This is a genomic window from Beijerinckia sp. L45 (assembly GCF_009765775.1).
Classification (GTDB): domain Bacteria; phylum Pseudomonadota; class Alphaproteobacteria; order Rhizobiales; family Beijerinckiaceae; genus RH-AL1.
Map to the genome: position 1 here is coordinate 1 of NZ_LMUU01000276.1, position 21,267 is coordinate 21,267.

The 21,267-nt window shown below is 58.0% G+C and carries 26 protein-coding genes; 25 read left to right on the plus strand and 1 reads right to left on the minus strand.

The window, feature by feature from the left end:
* The 15 genes from GSQ79_RS28155 to GSQ79_RS28225 form a co-directional block, all read left to right on the plus strand.
* The coding region (locus GSQ79_RS28155; protein WP_158812052.1) for a phage portal protein at positions 1–1,453 on the plus strand (1,453 nt) is incomplete at its 5' end.
* Positions 1,454–1,464: 11 nt separating this feature from the next.
* The gene (locus GSQ79_RS28160) at positions 1,465–2,430 is read left to right on the plus strand and encodes an HK97 family phage prohead protease (protein ID WP_158812053.1); all 966 of its coding nucleotides are present in this window, start codon (positions 1,465–1,467) and stop codon (positions 2,428–2,430) included.
* A gap of 9 nt (positions 2,431–2,439) precedes the next feature.
* Positions 2,440–2,829, plus strand: coding sequence for a head decoration protein (locus GSQ79_RS28165; protein WP_158812054.1), 390 nt, complete (start codon positions 2,440–2,442; stop codon positions 2,827–2,829).
* A gap of 4 nt (positions 2,830–2,833) precedes the next feature.
* Positions 2,834–3,052: a hypothetical protein gene (locus GSQ79_RS28170; protein WP_158812055.1), complete on the plus strand. Its 219-nt coding sequence runs from the start codon at positions 2,834–2,836 to the stop codon at positions 3,050–3,052.
* A gap of 69 nt (positions 3,053–3,121) precedes the next feature.
* The gene (locus tag GSQ79_RS28175) at positions 3,122–4,165 is read left to right on the plus strand and encodes a major capsid protein (RefSeq protein ID WP_158812056.1); all 1,044 of its coding nucleotides are present in this window, start codon (positions 3,122–3,124) and stop codon (positions 4,163–4,165) included.
* 43 nt (positions 4,166–4,208) lie between these two features.
* Positions 4,209–4,424 carry a hypothetical protein gene (locus tag GSQ79_RS28180; protein WP_158812057.1) on the plus strand — a complete coding sequence of 72 codons (216 nt, stop codon included), beginning with the start codon at positions 4,209–4,211 and terminating at the stop codon, positions 4,422–4,424.
* Positions 4,425–4,754 (plus strand): hypothetical protein, encoded by a 330-nt coding sequence (locus GSQ79_RS28185; RefSeq protein WP_158812058.1) that lies wholly within the window; start codon positions 4,425–4,427, stop codon positions 4,752–4,754. It abuts the gene before it with no gap.
* A gap of 53 nt (positions 4,755–4,807) precedes the next feature.
* Positions 4,808–5,296 (plus strand): hypothetical protein, encoded by a 489-nt coding sequence (locus GSQ79_RS28190; protein WP_158812059.1) that lies wholly within the window; start codon positions 4,808–4,810, stop codon positions 5,294–5,296.
* A gap of 297 nt (positions 5,297–5,593) precedes the next feature.
* Positions 5,594–7,120 (plus strand): phage tail sheath C-terminal domain-containing protein, encoded by a 1,527-nt coding sequence (locus tag GSQ79_RS28195; protein WP_158812060.1) that lies wholly within the window; start codon positions 5,594–5,596, stop codon positions 7,118–7,120.
* 21 nt (positions 7,121–7,141) lie between these two features.
* A complete protein-coding gene (locus GSQ79_RS28200; protein ID WP_158812061.1) occupies positions 7,142–7,504 on the plus strand; it encodes a phage tail tube protein in 363 nt (120 codons plus the stop codon).
* Between the two features lie 44 nt (positions 7,505–7,548).
* The gene (locus GSQ79_RS28205) at positions 7,549–8,031 is read left to right on the plus strand and encodes a DNA circularization N-terminal domain-containing protein (RefSeq protein ID WP_158812062.1); all 483 of its coding nucleotides are present in this window, start codon (positions 7,549–7,551) and stop codon (positions 8,029–8,031) included.
* On the plus strand, positions 8,028–8,699 hold the full coding sequence (locus GSQ79_RS28210; protein WP_158812063.1) for a hypothetical protein: 672 nt from the start codon (positions 8,028–8,030) through the stop codon (positions 8,697–8,699). Before GSQ79_RS28205 ends, GSQ79_RS28210 begins: the two co-directional genes overlap by 4 nt.
* 7 nt (positions 8,700–8,706) lie before the next feature.
* Complete coding sequence (locus tag GSQ79_RS28215) at positions 8,707–9,015, plus strand: phage tail assembly protein (protein WP_158812064.1); 309 nt, start codon at positions 8,707–8,709, stop codon at positions 9,013–9,015.
* Between the two features lie 181 nt (positions 9,016–9,196).
* Entirely contained in the window at positions 9,197–9,790 is a 594-nt protein-coding gene (locus tag GSQ79_RS28220) for a hypothetical protein (RefSeq protein ID WP_158812065.1), read from the plus strand.
* A 12-nt stretch (positions 9,791–9,802) separates the two neighbouring features.
* Positions 9,803–11,749 (plus strand): hypothetical protein, encoded by a 1,947-nt coding sequence (locus tag GSQ79_RS28225; protein ID WP_158812066.1) that lies wholly within the window; start codon positions 9,803–9,805, stop codon positions 11,747–11,749.
* On the opposite strand, the gene GSQ79_RS28230 is transcribed toward GSQ79_RS28225, so the two are convergent.
* Positions 11,746–12,240 carry a hypothetical protein gene (locus GSQ79_RS28230; protein WP_158812067.1) on the minus strand — a complete coding sequence of 165 codons (495 nt, stop codon included), beginning with the start codon at positions 12,238–12,240 and terminating at the stop codon, positions 11,746–11,748. The two genes, GSQ79_RS28225 and GSQ79_RS28230, sit on opposite strands and share 4 nt — an antisense overlap.
* Here GSQ79_RS28230 and GSQ79_RS28235 point away from each other — a divergent pair.
* The 10 genes from GSQ79_RS28235 to GSQ79_RS28280 are packed head-to-tail and all read left to right on the plus strand — an operon-like array spanning position 12,239 to position 21,251.
* Positions 12,239–13,393 carry a phage baseplate assembly protein gene (locus tag GSQ79_RS28235; protein WP_158812068.1) on the plus strand — a complete coding sequence of 385 codons (1,155 nt, stop codon included), beginning with the start codon at positions 12,239–12,241 and terminating at the stop codon, positions 13,391–13,393. The genes GSQ79_RS28230 and GSQ79_RS28235 overlap by 2 nt on opposite strands.
* Before the next feature lie 6 nt (positions 13,394–13,399).
* Positions 13,400–14,017, plus strand: a complete 618-nt coding sequence (locus GSQ79_RS28240) for a phage baseplate assembly protein V (protein ID WP_158812069.1) — start codon at positions 13,400–13,402, stop codon at positions 14,015–14,017.
* Between the two features lie 3 nt (positions 14,018–14,020).
* A complete protein-coding gene (locus tag GSQ79_RS28245; RefSeq protein WP_158812070.1) occupies positions 14,021–14,530 on the plus strand; it encodes a phage GP46 family protein in 510 nt (169 codons plus the stop codon).
* Positions 14,531–14,550: 20 nt separating this feature from the next.
* On the plus strand, positions 14,551–15,687 hold the full coding sequence (locus tag GSQ79_RS28250; protein ID WP_158812071.1) for a baseplate J/gp47 family protein: 1,137 nt from the start codon (positions 14,551–14,553) through the stop codon (positions 15,685–15,687).
* On the plus strand, positions 15,680–16,336 hold the full coding sequence (locus GSQ79_RS28255) for a YmfQ family protein (protein ID WP_158812072.1): 657 nt from the start codon (positions 15,680–15,682) through the stop codon (positions 16,334–16,336). Before GSQ79_RS28250 ends, GSQ79_RS28255 begins: the two co-directional genes overlap by 8 nt.
* Positions 16,337–16,367: 31 nt before the next feature.
* Positions 16,368–17,279: a hypothetical protein gene (locus GSQ79_RS28260; RefSeq protein ID WP_158812073.1), complete on the plus strand. Its 912-nt coding sequence runs from the start codon at positions 16,368–16,370 to the stop codon at positions 17,277–17,279.
* Entirely contained in the window at positions 17,279–17,866 is a 588-nt protein-coding gene (locus GSQ79_RS28265) for a hypothetical protein (RefSeq protein ID WP_158812074.1), read from the plus strand. The genes GSQ79_RS28260 and GSQ79_RS28265 overlap by 1 nt, the downstream gene beginning before the upstream one ends.
* Positions 17,863–18,615 carry a hypothetical protein gene (locus GSQ79_RS28270; RefSeq protein WP_158812075.1) on the plus strand — a complete coding sequence of 251 codons (753 nt, stop codon included), beginning with the start codon at positions 17,863–17,865 and terminating at the stop codon, positions 18,613–18,615. The genes GSQ79_RS28265 and GSQ79_RS28270 overlap by 4 nt, the downstream gene beginning before the upstream one ends.
* Before the next feature lie 24 nt (positions 18,616–18,639).
* Positions 18,640–19,065, plus strand: a complete 426-nt coding sequence (locus tag GSQ79_RS28275) for a hypothetical protein (RefSeq protein WP_158812076.1) — start codon at positions 18,640–18,642, stop codon at positions 19,063–19,065.
* Entirely contained in the window at positions 19,062–21,251 is a 2,190-nt protein-coding gene (locus tag GSQ79_RS28280; protein WP_158812077.1) for a hypothetical protein, read from the plus strand. The genes GSQ79_RS28275 and GSQ79_RS28280 overlap by 4 nt, the downstream gene beginning before the upstream one ends.
* Positions 21,252–21,267: the final 16 nt, after the last annotated feature.

The following is a 21,267-nucleotide window of genomic DNA, read 5'->3' on the forward strand; positions in this document are numbered from 1 at the left end:
CACGGCGGGCCGCATCCTTCGCGATCGTTCGCGCGATCTCGTCAGAAACAACCCTCACGTTGCGAAGGCCGTCGAAGCCCTCGTCTCGAATGCTGTCGGAACGGGTGTAAGACCTCGGCCGAAGCTCGACGACAAAGACCAGAACAAGAAGGTTGTCGATGCCTTCAACAAGTGGGCGAAGGCGGGCGGCTGCGATCAAGACGGACAGCTAGACTTCTACGGCCTTCAGCATCTTGCAGTACGCGAGATGATCGAAGGTGGCGAAGTCCTTATTCGTCGCAGCCTGACAAAATCCAGCAAGAAACAGGATGTCCCACTCCAGCTTCAACTTCTTGAGGCCGATTTCCTCGACCCCTTCAAGAATGGCCCGCTCAGTGAAGGCACATTCTCAATACAGGGCGTCGAGATTTCGTCGAGTGGCGACAACATATCGAAGCGTGTCGCGTACTGGCTGTATGAGCAGCATCCCGGCACGCTATTCTTTAACACTGCGCAGAGCCTGATATCGAAGCCTGTCCCGGCAAGCGAAGTGCTGCACGTCTACGAAAAGCAGCGCACCCAAATGCGCGGCGTGCCTTGGGGAACACCAAGCTTCGAAACGTTGAAGCACCTCGCTGACTACGAACTTGCCGAGATCGTCCGGAAACGAACTGAGGCGTGCATGGTCGCTCTCATCACGACAGAAGACGAAGCTCAGGTAGGCTGGAACCACACCGATCCTGACGGTATCCACGACACGATCCAGGCTGGCGCCTACGATCGCAGCGGCAACCCGATCGATTACTTCGAACCTGGGCAGATCGGCTATATCAGCGGCGGTAAAACCGTCGCCTTCAACAGTCCTGCAAGCATCGGGGGCTACAACGAATACAAGACTTCGCAGCTTCGCACGGCAGCATCGGGCTTCCGTGTCCCCTATGAACTGCTCTCTGGCGATCTTTCGAGCGTCAATTTCTCATCGATGCGCGGCGGCACTGTCGAGTTTCGCCGGATCATCAGTTCGATCCAGGCTCGCATTCTAGTACCGATGTTTCTTGATCCGGTCTGGGAGTGGTGGTGCGAAGCCGCTTTCTTGGCGGGTGTCATCGACACGCCTGATGTCCCCGTAGATTGGGCGTTTCCGAAGTGGGAATACGTCAACCCTACTGACGATGTGGCAGCTCAAAACGAAGCGATCCGCTCTGGTCTTACATCCTGGGCGGCAACCGTCGCCGACGCGGGTTTCGACCCTGACGAGCTGTACGAAGAGATCAAGGCATTCCAGGACAAGGCGTCGAAAGACGGCGTGGTGCTGGATTCCGATCCGCGTGCATCGACCGGACGCGGTGTTGCGCAGAAGTCCGATGAGCCTTCAAAGGGCAAGGGATCGAAAAAGAAGAAGAAGAAAACGAAGAAACAGGACGGCGCGATCCCCGCCGATACGCCTGATCAGAGTGACGACGACACGGTTTGATAAATAAAAACATGTCGTCGATGAAAGAAAGCTTGCAGCTGCCGCGTCAAGCGAGGGCCGCGCGCCTAAATGCCGAGTCCTACAATGCAGAGGCCAACACCGTTGACCTCATCTGGACGACCGGCGCCGATGTTACGCGATCTGACCCGGCTGGTAATCCCTATATCGAGCGGCTTGCCACCGGGTCGGACAATGTTCGGCTGGAGCGGCTAAACGCAGGCGCGTCGTTCCTAGACACGCACAATAGCTACGAGCTGAACGCGGTCATCGGCAGCGTCGTGCCAGGGAGCGCCCGGATGGACGGCGGCCTTGGCTTGGCGACCGTCAAGCTCTCAAGCTCTGCTCGCGCGGCCGACACCGTTCAAGACATCAAAGACGGTGTGATCCGCAACATCTCTATCGGCTACTCGGTCTACGCTTTCGAGCGTACCGAGGGCCGCGATGGCTCACCGGCCACGATGACGGCGACCGACTGGGAACCCTGCGAAATCAGCGCAGTCCCTGTTCCTGCTGACGCAGGCGCCCAAATCCGCATGCGATCCGAGGCTGCCGCCGAACTAAATACCTGCATCGTGACCCGATCAAACATTTCCGAAGATAAGGAGGCCATTTTGGCTGAAGAGAACCCCGTGATTGCTGAGGCTGTCGTCGAAGCGAAAACGATCGAAACTGTCGAAGCTGTCGCCGAGACCCCCACCGTCGAAATCGAGCGTATTAGCGCAGAGGCCGTCTCGGCTGAGCGCGCCCGCATTAGCACCATCATCTCGCTGAGCCGCGATTACGGCCTCGACGATGCTGGCCAGGAACACGCCGAACGCGGCACCTCAGTGCAGGGCTTCAAGGATGTCATCCTGGAGCGGCTTAAGGGCCGTAGCGCAAACTTCGCGCCCACCGTCACCGCAGTCACCGAGCCCTCTCTCGAAAAGAAAGAGAAGGATTGGAGCCACATCCGCAAACACCTCGGCTCCAAGAAGTAAGGAATTTTTATGAGCAGCTATACTTTTCCCAAAATTGAACTCACACCGCTTTTTGCTGGTGATTTCCCGATCCGCGCCCGTCAGGTGACGATTCCAGCTGGTTCGAACGCCGCTGGCACCGTCCTGGAGCGTGGCACCATCCTCGGCCTCGTTACGGCTAACGGCAACGGCATCGTGTCGGTACTGGCGGCAACAGACGGTTCACAGAACCCGAAGTGCATCCTCGCTGACGACATCGACGCAAGCACCGTCGCTGTAAGCGCCAACGCCTATTTCACTGGCGATTTCGCCGACATTAAGTGTATTTTCGGCACCGGTCACACGGCGGCGACAGTAAATGCATCGTTTGCAGAATCTGGCCAGCCGATCTTCATCCACGTCGTCGGAACTGTCGCCTAACCGGATGCTGGAAAGCTTCCCAAAAGTCGTTGTCGATGAGTTGAGGCGTGATAAGGCCCGCTATCGCCTTCGCGCCAAGACCTACCAGCGCGCTCTCATCGAGAGCGAGCTGGCCAGAGCGGGACTTACAGTTCCTGCCTCTGATGATGACCTCAAGATGGTCAGTATAGACGCCCACGGCAAGATCGTCGGCATCCAAAAGATCATCGCCAAACATAAATAACACCAAACACTAACAACGTTACCCACCGGGCGCCTGCCGCCATGGGGTAGTTTCTGAGGAAACCGCCGCATGGCAATTAATTTTAATTCGTATTCGACTACCGCTCTTATGGGCGCCTATCAGGTCATTGATGTCGCGCCGCAGTTTCTCTACGACGTTTTCTTCAAGACCCAGATTCAGTTCGACACTGAACTTGTCTTCCTGGATCAGATCGACCGCAACAAGCGTCTCGCTCCACTCGTCAGCCCGAACGTTCCTGCCCGCACCTACAAGCAGCGTTCGTACAGCACCACTGCCATCCAGCCTGCCTACATCAAGGTTCGGCACGAGATCGTCCCCGGCGAGCTTCTGCGTCGCCGCGCGGGTGAGCAGTTCGGTGGCGTTCTCACGCCGCAGGAACGCCTTGACCTCGCTGTTGCCCAGGTCCTCCAGGATCAGGTCAATGACATCAACCGTCGCAAGGAAGCTCTCGCTGCACAGTGCCTGCTCACTGGTGGCCTCGTCCTTCAGGACGTGGATTTCCCGACCCAGACCGTCAGCTACAACCGGCCTTCGGCAAACACCATCACGCTGTCCGGTTCGACTGCTTGGGGCGCGACTGGCGTAGACGCTCTCGAAGACCTCCGCACCTGGAGCACCATGGTGCAGGCAACCTCTGGGTTCGTACCCCGCGTCGTCGTCATGGACCCGCTGGCATTCGACAAGTTCCGTACTTCGCCGGGTGTCGCCACGGTCATGAATTCGTTCCGTCAGACCTCTGGCGATGTCAATCTTGCAGGCTATGCGGTGGGCGGCGTCGGCAACGAGGCGATGTTGATGGCGAATGTCGCTGGCTTCGAAATCTGGGTCTATCAGGCCTACATCTGGGATGCGAACGGCAACCAGACCGCCATCATGCCAGACAACACCGTCATCATGGGCGACCCTGTCGGTGCGGGCGGCACGCGGCTTTACGGCGCAATCCAGGACATCGAGGCGGGCATGGTCGCACAGCCGATCTACTCCAAGAGCTGGTTGATCAACGATCCGAGCGCGCTGTCGATTACGAGTGCATCGGCGCCGCTACCGGCGTTGGGCTGGTCACAGGCCACGCTTTCAGCGACCGTCGCGTAAAGACCTGACGGGGGCCGAACGGCCCCCTCATTTTTAGGAAAGCATGGCCAAGAAGACCTACCACCTCAATGTCACTGTTGCCGTACCCGACGCCAGCCGCGATCGGCCTGCGATCGTCGATGACAGCGGTCTGGTCATCATCCCCGCACAGAAGGGCAAGCGTTACGTCGCCGCTGGCGATCCCGTGTCGCTGGAGCGTGAAGAAGGCGAGCGCCTGCTAGCTCGGTTCGGTGAGCTGAAGCCCGCCGCGAAAGGCTGAATGATCGATTTCTCCCGACTCGTTCTGAAGCCGTGCATGACGGCCTTTGCGCAGCCGATCGTCATAAATCCGGTGAAGTCTCAGCCGGGCGCAGTTCCCTACGCCGCACGGGGTGTGTGGTCGTTCAAGATGGTCGAAATTCCGACAGCTCAGGGCGACTACATCTCGACCAACACGCCTGTCATCGGCATTCGCGTTTCTGAGTTCGCCGCACCTCCGCTTCAGGATGATCAGATCACGACGGGTGGTGTCACATACGTCGTCAATGACACCATTCTCGATGCCCAGGGTGGGTCCGATCTTTTGTTGAAGAGCGTCACGCCACGGTGACCTACTACCCCTGCTCTCCCATCGAAATCCGCGACGGTACGTATGAACGCCTCTTGGCTATTACCGGCCTCAAGAGCGTCGCGAAGACGTATACGAAGCCGATCAAGGAATACAATCTGCCGCTCGCCGTCGTTTACAACGCTGGCGAGCGAACGTCGCCGATGGGCGATGCCAATGCTGGCCAGCCAAAGTTCGACCACCGGCTCAGCCTGATCATCGACATTATCGCTGCCGACACCAGCGACCTCAACGTTGACGCGGATATCGTCACATTCGTTGAAGCGGTCAAGATGACCTTGCTGTCCGACACATCGTGGCTCGAATTGTTCGAAGCCGTTGAGCATGTCGATGTGAGCTACAGCTACCCCAAGGACGGCGAAGACTACATCGCACAAGGTCAGATCGAATTCGAACTGTTCTTCCGATCGATGTGGCCACCGCTTACGCCGAACGATTTCCGCGAAGCCACCGTCAAGACCAAAGTCAACAAGTCACTCCACGACAATCCCGTCTACACGGAAATCTTTCTCCCCAAGTCATGACACTCAGAATTCCAATCATCTACGTCTATCCGACGAAATCCAGCTCGCTTTACCTGAAGCATCCGACGCACGGCCCGATGGTGGCCGAAGGCGTTTACTGGCCCAAAGACAATTACACGTGTCGCCGTCTCAGTGACGGATCAGTAACGGTTGTAGCGCCCGTAAAAGCCGATGGCGTTCCGTTTCCTTTCGCCACTATGGCTGCATCGTCAGCAAAGCCTGCTTGATAAATAAGAACACAGCCTAACGGCGAACTAATTAAATCATCCATCGGAAGCGCTGCCTTCAGGGATTTCCTTGAAGGACAACCCTTTGGCTATTTCTACTACAATTCCTGAGTCTTTTAAGCTTCCGCTGTTTTTCGCCGTCGTTGACGGCAGCATGGCAGGCAATCTTACTGAAGACCAGCCCGCGTTGCTCGTCGGACAGATGCTCTCGACCGGTATTGCACAGATCAACGTTCCGACGCCCGTAGGTTCCGTCGCTATCGCTGGCCAGCTCTTCGGTCAGGGTTCGATGGCCGAGCGCATGGTTTCGGCATTTTATGCGATCAACACCACCCAAAACCTTTGGGTTGCACCAGTCGCCGCGCCTACGGCCGGTGTCGCAGCAACCGCATCGGTGACGATTACTTCCGTCGCAACAGCATCGGGCGTCGTATACCTGTATATCGCAGGCCAGCTCGTCACGATCAACGCCTATACGACGGATACGACGGCGAACGTCGCCACTCGCCTCGCTGCCGCGATCAACGCGATCCCGACGATGGTTGTCAGCGCTTCCGTCGATACGACGAATACCAGCAAGGTCGATCTCACCTGCAAGTGGATCGGAGACACCGGCAACGACATTCAGATGTCGTTCAACTATCTCGGCCTGTACGGCGGACAGAGTTTCCCGACCGGCTTTGCAGCAACGCTGACCGCCTTCACGGGTGGCAATGGCCAGCCTGATTTTACCGCGATCATCGCGGCGATCCAGAGCCAGAACTTCGTGCACGTGGCGATGCCCTATAATGACACCGCGTCGCTCGATGCTTGGGATTCCGAGTACGGTTTCTCGCCGACTGTTGGCCGGTGGTCGTACACCCGACAGCAATACGGGTGGATATATAATGCTAGCCGTAATGATTTCGCGGATGCTTTGGAATGGGGCGAAGCACACAATAGTGCAGTCATCTCGACAATGATCATTGAGCCGACTGTACCGTCGCCGATTTGGGAAGTCACCGCCGCGTATTGCGCGAATGGCGCATATTACCTGCTCGACGATCCAGCACGCCCGCTTCAGACGCTTCCGCTGAGCGGAATCCTGCCTGCTCTTCCTGCGGCTCGCTTCAATCAGTCCGAACTTAATACGTTGACCAACAACGGTCTCGCGATCCAGGCAACGAACGCAAACGGCGTGCCCGCTATTCTGCGTGAAGCCACCCAGTACCAGTTCAATAGCTACGGTCAGTCCGACACTGCATTTGGGTTGCTGACAATCCTAAGCAACCTTGCAGAACTTCTCAATAGGATGAAGTCCGCAATCACATCAAAATATCCTCGACACAAGCTCGCCCCAGATTCTACCAAGTATGGCGCCGGGCAGGCCATTGTTACTCCGAGTGTTATTAAGGCTGAACTCGTTTCTGAAGCAATTCAGGCTGTCTACGACGGTTTGATGAGCGACATTACCGACTTCACAGCAAACCTTGTTGTTGAGATCGACGACAATAACCCAAACCGCGTGAATATCCTTTGGCCTCCGCAGCTTATGGGCCAGCTTCGTCAGGTGGCTGTCGATGCTCAGTTCCGCCTTCTTTACAACGACCTCACCTAATTAAGGAAACCCAATTTAAGAATGGCAAATGGAAGAATTGGCGGCACGCTCGCATTCACGATCGATGGCACCGCGTATGATGTGCGAGGCAATTTTGAGGTCTCGGCGTCCAGTGTGAAGCGTGAAGGTCAGGCAGGACAGAGCGGTTATCAGGGCTACACGGAAATGCCGGTGGTCCAGGGCTTCAAGGCCGATCTGACGACTGGCGACAGCCTATCGATGACGACCCTTGAAGCGATCACAAGCTCGACGATGCAGGTGAGCCTCGCAAACGGCAAGACCTACGTCCTGACCCAGGGTTTTTTCTGCTCTGGCACCACGATCAACGCCACGGAAGGTCGCATCGCCTGCGAATTCCAGGGCGCTTCGATGACTGAGATTTAACAAAGGTCTCAGTGGCGCTTCCCTCGCAGCCGTGGCGCTCAGCGATGCTCCCGGCGTCGTTTTCGGGGGCGCCTTTTTACACCGAAACTGACGGCCAAAGTGGTGGCCGTCGTCTTGTCGCGCACGAGTTCCCGATGCGCGACGTACCTTACGTCGAAGACCTCGGCCGCAGAGCCCGGCGTTGGACGATCGCAGGCTACTTGATCGGGCCGACCTACATCGCCGACCGCGCGGCCCTTATAGCGGCTTGTGAGACGAACGGCCCCGGCACCCTTGTGCATCCGACCCTGGGCACGGTGCAGGCCAACTGCGAGAGCTATTCCACCTCGGAATCTCGTGAGCGCGGCGGCCTCGCCACCTTCGAAATGGTCTTCGTCGAGTCCGGCAACCTTCAGGGTACGGCGATCACCACGGACACACAGTCGGCGGCATCCTCAGCCGGATCGAACCTGGGCAACCAGTCAGGTCAGTCTCTGGACAACACCACCAACAACTCTCTGGCCAATGGGGGCACCATCTCGATATGACCCTTGCCGAACTTGACGAGGCCATTTCGGTACTGGCCACCATGATGATGGCCCTCGGTGGCGTACTCGTCGGCGCCTCTGGCATCGACGCGGCCAACCTGCGCTACGCTATCGATGACCTCAACTCGAATGCCGATACCCTGATCCGTACAGCGTCGCTTGGAAGCGCCCTGCTCAATGTGTTCGACCTTGCTTTCGAAGCTGGCGCCGCCATCCCGACGCTCGAAAGCGTGCGTACCACCCTGCTTGCACTGGCGCCGACTACAACGACTGCTGTAGCCATTCAGAACATCGGCATCCAAATGACCCTCTCTGAAGAAGTGAAGGTCTACGCCACGACGACGTTTACCAGTCGTCAGGACGTGGATACCGCCTTATCTCAGCTCATCGATGCCTTCGACTCGGCGGAAATCTTCGCGGCCGACAACGGCGACTCCAGCTCGTTTCAGGCATTGATCGCAGCACATGCCGCCATCGTGCGAGACTTGACCACCAGAGCCCGCCCGCTGCCGAACATGATCACATACAGCTTCGGCCGCACGCTGACCTCCCACGCCCTCGCACAGCGTCTATACGCGGATGCGAGCCGCGCCGACGAGCTGGTGGCGGAGAACAAGGTCATCAACCCGGCTTTCATGCCAGCATCGGGCTCCGCTCTGTCCGCATAAATACGGGATGAGTTTCACACCCGTACCCGATCCCATTTTCACGCACGTCCTTAAGAAGCCGATCCGCTTCCTCGACGACGAAATTTCTGAAATTGCAGTCCGCGAACCCACAAGTGGCGATATGCAGCGTCACGGCAACCCCGTGAAGTACGACCCGCGCTTCGATCCGCCCACCATTGAAATCGACGAGACCAAGGCATTCGCGATGCTGTCAGCACTGTCTGGTATCCCGGTCAGCATTTTGGGACAGCTTAAGCCAAACGATGCACTCGAAATATTCTGGGGTTTTGCGCGCCATTTTATCCCTGGGCTGTAGACGCTGACGGTCGAAGTTTCTGCCCGTTGGTAGAAACTGGGAAAATGGCGCGAAGGCTGGCCCGCTTCTATCACGTATCGCCTTTGACCTTTTACGATTTGCCGACTGATCAGATTCTTCGGCTGTTCGCCGATACACAGCAAGACCTAGCGGACGACGCTGGTGAGGAAATCTTCTCTCGATGAAACTGACCTTTAACTTCCGAGAATTTGAACGTGCTGCCAAGCGTATTGGCGGCGCCATGGATCAGATACCGTTCGCCCTCGCACAGTCGCTGAACGATGCGGCCGAAGCCACTCGGAAAACCTTGATCGAGGATACGTGGCCCAGTTCGATAAAGCAGCGTAACAAGAGCTTCATGAAGGCCGCTCTCACTCTAAAGGGCAACAGAGCGACAAAGAAACGGCTGCGCGTAGCAATCACGGACAAGCTGAACCGGGCAAGCCTTGCGCTCCACGCGGACGGCGGAACGAAGGTTCCTCGCAGAGCAAACCTTGCTGTCCCCAGCAAACAGATCGCAGCTCGTCGCAGTGGTCGTGGTGTGCCGCAGAGCCTGAAGCCGCTGAACTTGGCCGACTCATTCAAGAAAGGCGATGTGATCTACCAGCGTGTAGGCAAAAAGGGCCGAAAGCTGAAGCTCGCGTACGTGCTGAAAAAGGCCGTCAAGATCAAGAAGGACGTTCCCTTCAGACAAGACTTTGCGCGCTCGATGCGCCGCGAAGTATCAAGGGCATTTGGCCCTCGCTTCCGTGCGGCGATGAAGACACGACGGTAACACAAAGGAAAGATGGCCAACGAAAAGCTGATCCTGGAGGCCGAGGTCCGAGACAATATGTCGGCGGCGCTTCGGAAAATCCAAAAAGAACTCAATTCGATCGGTGCCACGCCGGGCATGAAGGAAACCAACGGCTGGCTCACCAAGCTGGGAAAAGAGGCCGATGGCTTCGTAAAGAGCGGCGGCGGTGCAGCCGGTGTCATCAACAGCATGGGGATCGGCGGCCTTACAGCGGCAGCATCTCTCGCTGGCATGGTCGCGCAATTCAAGGAACTCGCCACTCAGCAACTGGCTCTTAAAGAGCTTGGCCGCGAAATTGGTATGACCACGGATCAAGTCAACCAGTTCGCGCATGCGGGCGAGCATTTTGGGGTAGCTGGTGACGCCATGAAGGGGATGCTCGACGGCTTCGCTGGCCTGATGCCGGAATTCAAGCGATCGACTGGTGATCTGTTCAAGGAAATGAGTCAGTGGCCAGAGGTAATCGGCCGAATGCAGCACGAAGGCATCGGCGACGCGCTGCTCGACGGTCTTCGTCAGGCTGAGGAAATCGCCAAAGCGAAAGGCCCACAAGCCCAAAAACGCTTCCTAGAGCACCTGTTTCCGGGCCACGGGCCAGATGCTGAGAAGCTGTTCAGCGGTGGCTTGGGCGAATTCATCAAAGAGCTGGAGTCGATGAAGACCAAGCTTGCGCCGATCTCGCCTGAGATGCTGAAGCAAGAGCAGGCCATGCGCGATGCCGTAAAAGACCTGAACATCTCGCTAGAGAATTTCGAGAATAAGGTCGGCCCGCGCTTCCTCGGCATGCTCACCGCAATCGTCGAGAAAGCGGCTCAGTTCTTCAATCCAGACGGCAAGGCCGCGAAAGATCAGCATGACGGTGGCGCGGCCGACGAACGCAAGAACGCGCCCGATATGGACGACGAGCGGATCAAGCGCGCGCTCCGCACGCCTCAGCCGTACGGCGCCCTTGATCACGACGCGTTCAAGAAGCCTTCGCTTGGCGACCGGCTCAAAGAGGAATTCGGTGGCGTCGGCGGCTTCCACAAGTCCTCCTATGAGGGCTCGGGTGGGCTCCTGCACATGGCTTCGTATGGTGGCTCTGGGGAAGGTGTCAGTACATCTCTCGCAGCGACGATCGCGGCCGGTACCAAGATGGGCTTCCTAGCCGCCTTCCGTGAATTGATGGCGATCCAGGATGCAGACGGCAAAGGCGGCGGGCAGAACATCTCGTTTGGACCGCAAGGCGGCGGTGGCCTCGGCCTTGGTGGAGGGGATGGCGGCCATGGTGGTGGAGGCGGCGGCCGTGGCAGGCGTGCCAGCCGCGAAGACGGCGACAGCCCACGGCGTCCTATGGACATGGATATCGGGGAGCCCGGTGATCTGACCAAGCTCATCACCCAGGAATCGAAGCGAGTGAATATCGATCCTCGCATCATGGAAGGTATGCGAGCTGGTGAATCCGCGCACAAGGGCTACTACGATTACGGCGACAAGAACGACGGCGGCGCGTGGGGACCCCTTCAGTTCAACATGGCGAAGGGACGTTTTGGCTGGCAGTTCAAGCACGACACCGGCATCGATCCTACCAACAACCCGAAAGCGATCCCTGCCATGATCCGCTATGCGGCCGAGTTTATTGCCCGCAAGCTGAAGAAGAACCCGCACTACGCTGACGGCGGAAACGGGTCTGAGCTTCACCGCGTCTGGCACGGCTTTCATGGGCTTCGTGAAGCGGACCCTCGCTGGGGAAACTCAGGCTACGTCGCGCATGCGAAACCGGACCGTCTCCAGCCACCACCAGTCGCGGGACGCCAGCCTGGGAAGCAGGACGGCACGGTGCGCGCCGACATCCACGTGCACGGTCCTGCACACAAGACCTCGGTGCAGGCATCGGGCATGATCGAGGCGAAGCTGCACCGCTGGTCCACCATGACCACGCCGTCAGACCTGGGCTAATACGGCTTCGGATCACCTCCGCCGCAACCGTGGCGCAGCATGTATGCGAGGCTGTCACCGAGGCGCCTCGCTTGCACCGTCGAGAAGATGACCACACCGGCCGAGCAATATTGCTCTTTGGTCGCCAGCGTTTGGAAGCATGACGCCTCACTCTCGCCCGTCATATCCATCCTCGAACCGTGCGTGGACCACTGCCCATCGAGCTTGTTGAAGTCGATTACGGCGTAGGTGGGCTGCCTTCCGCGCTTTTCGGCACGGCCCGCATAGACGCACTCGTTGACCTTTTCGAATGTCACCGAGTCTTCGTCACTGACGATCCGGTCCATGTGCGCGCGACCATCGTCATCAACTACAATATTCCCAGACACTTGCATTTCCGGCCCAAGTATTAGGGACGCAGCGAGCATCTTGTTGCGATCTACACTTTTTTCGTCCGCACAAGCACCATGGATCGTCAAAGCGAGGATCACGCACACACTAAATATCTTCATGACCACGTCCACCCCAAACTTACAGGCCACCATAACAGCGAACAACAGTGTATATGGTGCATGGCAATCCGTAATGGTTCGCCGCGATTATGGCAACGCCATTTCGGTTTTTGAGTTCAGCCCGGTCGAAGGCGCGTATGGCGCGTCCTATGTTTCACTACAACTTGCTCCCGGAGATGCAGTAACAATAACGCTCGCTGGGCAACTAGCGCTAACCGGCAGAGTCACGACGCGTTCTGTTGCGTATGATAAATCGAGCCATCAAGTCGTCATCGCGGGACGATCCGTAACGTCCGATGCGGTAGACTCTAGCATCGCCGTGAAGCCGGGCAACTACAACGGCTACACCTTTCAGCAAGCCGCGAACGCCGTCCTGGCTGAGCACAACATCAATTTGATCATGGCCGACGCAGGCGACGCGGCGACCAAGACTTTTGCAAACCTAGTGGTCCACTATGGCGAGACAGCCGCTGAGTTCATCTCTCGAATGGCCCTCCAACGCGGGCTTTATCTGACGGACAATGCCCAGGGCAACCTTGTGGCCTCGCGTCTTGGTCAGAACACCAGTTCAGGCGCCACCTTCACGGAAGGCCAGAACATCCTTCGCGCAACCGCCAAAATGGACAACCAGGGCGTCGTCGGCTCCTACAGTGGCGTAGCGCAATCGCCGGGTAATGACCAGAACTGGCCACCGCGCGCCTTCTCATCGACAGCGACCGCTACGGGCGGGCTGCCGAACCTTCGCAAGCTCTTCATCGTCGAGCATCCGACGAACAGCGCGGCCGACCTCGCCGACCGCGTGCAACACGAAGCCGACATTAGCACGCTCCCGGAATTCACCGTGAACATCACCGTCAACGGCTGGACCAATCCCAGTGGGCAGCTCTGGGATACGCAGCAAGTCGTATCCGTCTACTCGCCCATGCTGTTCTACGGCGGCACCACGACACAGCAGCTCGGCATCCAATCGATTACATTCCAGCAAGACGATCAAAACGGCTCGACGACGACCCTGGAGCTGAAGCCAACGCGTCTACTCAGCGAGACTGCCAACAGCGGAGCCGCCGCTGCACCGGCTGGAGGCACCTCACCGTTCAACACGAACGTCAACACGCCTACCCCGGATAAGCCGGACTACACCATCTCAACCTAAGGACAAATGCGCGGTAATTCCCTCGACGCGTCGCGGCGCGTCTATCTTTCCATTGCGCGCGGCACGATCAATGCCGCCGACGACAGCCACATGATGCAGACCAACGATGTCCGCGTACTCCAGAATGAGCTGCTGACCGGCGTCGAGCGTTTCCAGCCATACGGCGTCTCCAGCGTGCCGATGGCACCCGCGAACGATTCATCGGGCAAAGCCGCTGAAGCCATCATCGGCTTCGTCAACGGTTCGCGCTCACATCCAATCGTACTTGCCGTCGATGATCGCAGGTATCGGCCGAAGAACCTGAAGGCCGGTGACTCCGCCATGTACCATCACAGCAATGCCATCATGAAGTTTACCGACGATGGCTTCGTGCACGATCAAGGCAGTGCGAAGAAACCCTACACGCTGACTGTCGGCAACGCGACGCTCACTGTAGCCGATGGCAAGATCACCGCCGACGTTAACGGAACAAACGTTGTAGTCAGTGATGGCAAGGTCGAGACGACGGTCAAGGGAACGCTACTAGTCGTTACCGATGGCAAGATCAGCTTCGGCAGCGAAAGCGCATCGATACCCGTGATGCTGCAAACGGGCGCCTCTACGCTGCTGTTCTCCACTAAATAATCGATGCCGAGTATTCAGCTTCTACCGATCAACGCCAGCACAGACCCGAATGCGACGCTCGATGTCGGTATCGGATTGTTCTTCAATCCCACTGTCGGACCCGACGAGGATATCGCGCTGGCCCGTGCTGTTATGGTGGCGCTCAACACGGATCGGCTTGCACTGCCCGATGACGTGCTTCCGAACAATCGCGACGACGATCGCAGAGGCTGGTGGGGCGATTATCAGGCGCCTGATATCTGGGGAGGCTGGAATATCGGCTGTCGTCTCTGGCTGCTGAGCCGCAGCAAACTGACTGACTCAGGTGCAAAGCAAGGTTCGACGCTGGCAATCGCCAACCGGTACATTGCTGAAGCTCTTGATCCATTCGTGACCGCGAAGATTTGCTCGACGTATACGGTCAATATCGTGCAAAGCGGCAACGACAAGATCACCGGCACGATCACGATATACCGTGGTCCGAAGGCTGCGATCTCGCTGGCCTACCAAGATTTCTGGAACTTCGCGACGTAGCCACCCCGAATAAATAAGGGATGACTTCGAACAACTGGACCACGCCTGATCTGGCGACAGTCCGCGCCAACAATCGCGACTACATCACATCCCAGATAGGCGCTCCACTTATCCCGAACGACTATCCGCGTGTTCTGGCAGACGCGAATGCTGGCAATGCCAGTCTCGCCTACCAGTTCATTCAGTACCTCTCCCTCCAGATTTTACCCGACACCGCCACGGGGGTCTTCCTCGATAAACACGCTACCCTCTATCTGGTAAACGCAGACGGCTCGAAAGGCCGAAAGGTCGCCACCTATGCCAGCGGCACCGCGACGATGACCGCGACCGTAGCCGCGACGATCCTGCCAGCCGGTTCCCAGTTCACAGCACTCAGTGGCTCAACCCAGATCGTCTACGAGACGACTGCTGAAGCGTCGATCGGCCTTTCCCCCACAACGTTCTCCATCCGATCGTTGACGGCCGGTGTCATTAGTAATCTGGCAGCCGGGTCCGGTCTGACGATCACGTCCGCCGTCGCTGGCCTCAATGCAGGCTCCGGCACCGTGGTCTCACTGACGGGCGGCGCCGACGAGGAAACCGATGACGAGCTGCGCACGCGCGTCCTGGCCCGATTGTCTCAGCCTCCTATGGGTGGCGACGCCTCGGATTACGTGGCCTGGGCACTAGCGGTTCCCGGTGTGACCCGAGCGTGGTGCGCTCCCAATGAGATGGGACCCGGCACGGTCACGATCCGCATCATGTGCGACGATCTTCGCGCAACCTCTGACCCGATGACCAGCGGCCTGCCGACTGCGGCAGACCTTGTAGCAGTCAAAGCCTACCTTGACACCGTACGCCCGGTGACCGTCGCCGATCTGTTTGTGTGCGCGCCGATCCCTCAGCCGGTGTCTTTCACGATCTCGAACCTCACCAAGGATACGACGGCGACCCGCACGGCCATTGCAGCCAGCGTCGCAAAGATGATCTTCAACCGCGCTCGACCGGCTACCTCGTCGAACGGAACGCTCGTTGCCGCAAAGACCATCTCGGTGGCCTGGGTCAGCGATGCGATCCTTGGCGCATCCGGTGTCACAGATTTCGACCTCGCGATGAACGATTTCGTGCCGTCGTCGAACGGCAACATCGGGGTATTGGGGACAATCCTCTATGGCTGATACGTACGTCGCGCACACGGCGGCCGACTACGCGCAAGCCATCGAGTCTGAGCTACCGCAAGGCGCCGCATGGTCGCGAGAGCCAGACGGCCCGTTGATGCAGTGGGTCACCGGCTGCGCTCAGATTTGGGGCGATGTTTCAGCGGCGGCCGACACTCTGATGTTCGTCGAGGCCGATCCGCGTTTCACCTTTGAAATGCTGCCGGATTGGGAAGCCAATTATGGTCTCCCCGATCCGTGCCTGACCACCGTTCTCTCGCTCAATGAGCGCCGCAACGCTCTGTTGCAGAAGATCACGATCCAAGGCGCTGCAAGCCGCGCGTTCTTTATCGATTTCGCTGCGAGCCTTGGTTACGCGATCACGATCACCGAGTACGTGCCGTTCCAGTTTGGCCTTTCGCAATTCGGTGGGTCGCATGGCGCCTTTCAAGGTCCGACCGCACGCTTTTACTGGACCGTCAAAGTCGAGTCCCCGCGTATCGCTCGCTTCAGCTTCGGCGGCTCCAGCTTCGGCCGCGACCCCTTCTTGGAAATTACTCGCGCCGAAGATTTGGAGTGCGTGATCAATAGGTGGAAGCCCACGCATACGATCGTTCTCTTCAGCTACGTGACACACGATTCTTCATTCGAGTTCTTCTTCCCCTACTAAATATACGAAATAGATTGGTGCCCATCATTTAATGCAAAGACACTACCCGCTTAATCCTTCAACGGGTGTTGAAGACACGACAGCAGTTTGGACGAACGGTACGCCAGCAACTGGTACTCAGGGCTCTTTTCCGCCCTACCAGCTGTGCACGAACCCTCAAGACGAAATCCTTAATGTCATTGCGGCAGCCGGTATCACGCCGAGCGACGCTGATCTCTCGCAGCTCTACGAGGCAATCGACCACCTGATCGCTGTAGCTATCGCAACGGTGCAGATTCCGACCTTCTCCGCTGGTGAGGGCGTCAAGGATGTGTCGAACGTCTTCAGCCTGAATTACCCAGGGCTGGCAGAAGAAGACACGATCAATGCCAACGATCTGATCTCGTTTTACGCGCAGGAATCTGAAGGCGGCGCGGCTGCCGACCATCACTACCGCACCACTATGTCGAACATCGCCACGTGGATCGCAAACTACATCTCGACGATCCCCACGACGCCCGTGTTCGCGCCTTTGGCGACCCCAGATAGCTGGGGGAATTGGACGCTGGCGGCCGAGCAGAACATCAACGATTACGTCAACACGATTTGCCCGGTGTCTGGACCACCCACTTCATGGGGTTCGGTGAGCGCTGGCATCATTACAGTCAGCAAATCTGGCCTGTATCAGGTCAACTCGTATGTCTCGCTTTTTGTTTCTTCCAATAGCAATGAAGCCTCCTATTTCAGCTCCAGTATCTGGGTCAATGGCAATGCCGTTAATGCTCAATCCTCATACGGTAATGAGGATTTCTATCTTGGAACGAGCATTTCCACATCGACCGTTGCCTACGTCGAAGCCGGTGGCACGATTTACATGACCGGCCTTTCTCACGCCGGTAGTTACGATGAAACATCAAACGGATTTAGCGTCCCATGCACACTTTCGATCGGTAAAATCAACTAATGCAGCTTACTCAATATTTGATTCAATTAACTTCACTATCTGGCGACACATTATTCGGAACCAATGGTAACAGCGCAAACGCACTTTGCAAACTCAGTGCAGACGCCGCTGGCACTGTCACGATTTCCTATTGGAATGTTCCGAACATCACGAAGCCCACGGACGCAGACCTTGCAGCGGCTTTGAAGGCGCCCGCTCCGGCAATCTCGACGGCCAACCTCGCGCTCTACGCGGCCAAGGTGCAAACCGCCGTCCTTGCCAAAGGTCAGACCTTCAACGTGGCTACGTCAGGCGCCACCGCGATCAATGTCCTTTGCGATGCCACGAACGACACCCGATCTGACCTCGCTCTGTTGGCGCTTTTCGGACAGCAGAATCCTACAGGCAGCAAGTCGTGGTTGGACAACAACGGGAATGTGACGGCGCTTACCGGCGCCGAGTGTGTGCAGCTCGCGACCCTGGCAGGGACGTACATCGATAGCGTCTACGCGGCGATGGGCACCCTGCTCTCGCAGATCACCGCTGGCACCGTGACGACCACTGCTCAAATCGACGCCTATGTCTGGCCTACGGTGGCCGCACAATGACGCTGACCCTTTCCTCGCAGCTGACCGGCAATTTCGGGGGCGCCTCGTTTCAGTATGGCTTTGCCTACGACGCGACGAGCGGCAACTATTATGTCGTCCACACGAGCGTGAATTCGTCGGGTGTGATCGTCAACCCGGCGACCGATGACACGCTGGCCTCCGCCGTAACAATCCTTCAGTCGATCGAAGCCACAGCCGTATCGACGCAGGCGAGCGCCCTGAGCCAGCTTGAGGCAATTGTTGCAGCTCTCGCCACAACCTCGACCGCAAGCGCTCAGGCAGCCGCGCAGACCGTCCTACAGGCTATTGCGGCGTCTGTTGCCACATCTTCGACCGCAGCCGGTCAGGCAAGCGCGCTAGCGCAGCTGGAGTCTATCGCAGCCTATCTGGCAACCGGAGCCACGTCGGCCGCTCAGGCGAATGCGCTGACGGTCTTGCAAGGTATTGCTTCCCAGCTCTCGATGGCCCTGACGTATACCGACAAGAGCGGTACGTGTTCGGCCACCTCCGGCACCTTCACTCAGGCTGTCGAGGCAAACTCGTTGCGCGGCTTCCTGCGGATATCGAACCCGAACGCCAGCGGCACCCTCTACGTCTTCGACAAGGCCAGCGGCACGCCGACGATACTCAACACAAGCGCGATCGGCCCCGGCGCCAGCCAAACCTGGGATCAGCACGTTCCCAGCGGCGCAATCCAGATTGCCGGTTCCGTCGCCAGTCTCCCCTTTGAAGCTGCTGAAGGCGAATAACCTCGTAATTCATTTTAGGAACGATTGACCACCAATATTGCGAACCTACCCCAACTATCGGGCTCATTCGTCGTCGCTACAAATGGCGACTGGCGTGACTGCATTCAGTTTCAGTGGCCGTCCGGTTCGACCAATGCTGGCCAGCCGATCGACGTTACTGGGATCGTCTTTGAAGCCCAGCTGAGGCCATCGCCCACTGACAGTGAAGTCTTGCTCAACATGAGCACGGCGAACGGCTTGCTCGTCAACGGCGGCGACATGGGCACGCTGACCTTCGCTGTGCCGCGTGACGCGCCGACGACCGGCCTCAGCGATCACATGTCGAACCTCCCGGCTGGCACCACGTGCGCGATGGATATTGTCGCGACCGGTGACGGGCAGATCATCAACCTCTGCCAAGTCGGCGGCCCCCTGTCGGTAACCGTCAATCGGGGCATTACGCGCCCGTGATCGTCAGCCTATCGACCGTCAGCCAGGCGCTTGGCACAATAGCTCAGCCGGGCATCGAGGCGGTTGCTGGGAATAATCCGACAGGCGTCGCCGGGATCAGCTCTACCGTCGAGGTTGTGGCGGCGCTCAGCCTTGTCAGCATCGACACACGATCTGGCGCTGCGACGATCGCGAGCGTCACGCCAGCTGCCGACAGCATACTCCAGGCTGAGATCGCGCAGATCGAGGCAAAGATCGCGGCTCTCCAGGCAGAGGTTGGAAGCAATCTCAGCGCCGTCAACGGCAGCGTTGCTTCTCTCCAGGATCAGATCAGCAACTCGGTCACTACTGTCGCAGCCGAGATCGAAGCAGCGTCTCAGGCGGCTGTATCGCAGGCTCAGGCCGCATCGGATGCGGCAATCGCTGCTGCCGATCAAGCGATTCAGGCTGCCCAGACAACCGATCTCGCCGCGATCAATACGGCGATCTCGCAGAACCAAACCGCGATTGCTGCCGCGCAGGCCGACGCCTCAAACGCGCTGACCCAGCTTGCGACCGACGCCGCCACCATTCTCTCGATCCAAAGCGATGTCACCGGAAACACCTCGCAGCTGACGGTACAGGCCGCTGCTCTGACGACGGCTCAGCAATCTCTCTCCGGTCAGATCACCACCGTCCAGACGACGTTCGATGCCAGCCTTGCGACTGTCACTCAGTCGATCGCGACCCTGACGACCGCGCAGAACTCGACGGCGACAAGCGTCACCAATCTTCAGGCTACTGTCGGAACGAACACAGCCGACATAACGGCCAATGCCACAACGGCCGCCAACGCAACTTCGACGGTGGCCGCCAATCTTGCGACCCTGACATCGAATTTCAACGCGAACGTCTCATCGGTCAGCACATCGATCGACACGCTGACGACTGCGCAGAACGCTACAGCGGCGTCGCTCACCAGCCTGACATCGACCGTCAATGGCAACACAGCCAGCATCACGTCTAACGCGACGACGGCGGCTTCAGCGACCCAGACAGTAGCGGGCAACCTCGCAAGCTTTCAGACGACCTACAACAATCAGGTCGCCAGCTACAACTCGCAGATTTCGACGCTCACCTCAGAGCAAAGCAGCACGGCGGCGTCGCTCTCCACGCTGACCTCAACGGTAAACGGACAATCTTCGACGATAGCCGCCAACGCCGTGACGGCGGCGAATGCTACGCAGACGGTCGCAACGAACCTTTCGACGCTGACGACCAACTTCAACAATCAGACTTCGTCATTCTCTCAGCAGATTGCGACGCTGACGACGAACACAACAGCTACATCGACAGCGGTCACCAACCTGACAGCTACTGTAAACGGCAACACTTCAGATATCAGCACGAACGCCACTGCCGCCTCGAATGCCACGGCTTCTGTGGCGGCGAACCTTGCTTCATTGACCTCCACCTACAATGGTCAGGTCTCCAGCTACAATTCGCAGATCGCGACCCTCTCATCTCAGCAGAGCACGACAGCGACGAGCGTCAGCAATCTGACTACGACTGTTGGCGGCAACACAGCCTCGATCGGCGTCTTGCAAGGTTCGATCAACGGATTGTCGGCGCAATACGCGGTCGCACTATCGCTCGACAACACGACAGGCGGCTACACCATCACAGGCGTTCAACGTGCCGATGGTACAGGCGCCGTCTATACGATGGAAATCGATGCGAACGTCATCATCGAAGGCAGCTTGCTCGTCAACGGTAGCGTTTCAAACACGAAGCTTTCCGCTTCGAGCGGTCGCTATTATCTATCGGCCACGCAAGGCGTCGGCGACAACACGACCACCACAGCGGCACTCGACACGGTAGGTGTCGCGTCTCAATTCGGGGCGCTAAGCGGTGGCGGCGGAGTAACTGTCAACACGGCGGGCGTCTACGCTCTGACTGCGCAGATCAACCACGAACTCGGGTCGAACTCAAACGAGGCCGCATACTTCGGGATCAATATTTGTACGAATGGCAATCCAGCGGTTTCGGCTTCTGGTGGCGCAAACATGTATTACTCTATCGGCTACACCATGAGCTGCGCTGATACCCTGATTCTGAATGCTGGGGATGTCATCACGATCCAGGGATATAACCACGCTGGTGGTTATGACGAGACCTATAATCAGTTCGATGCTGCGGTTCTTACGGTGACTCGGATCGGCAATTAGTCTCCGACGTGATAAA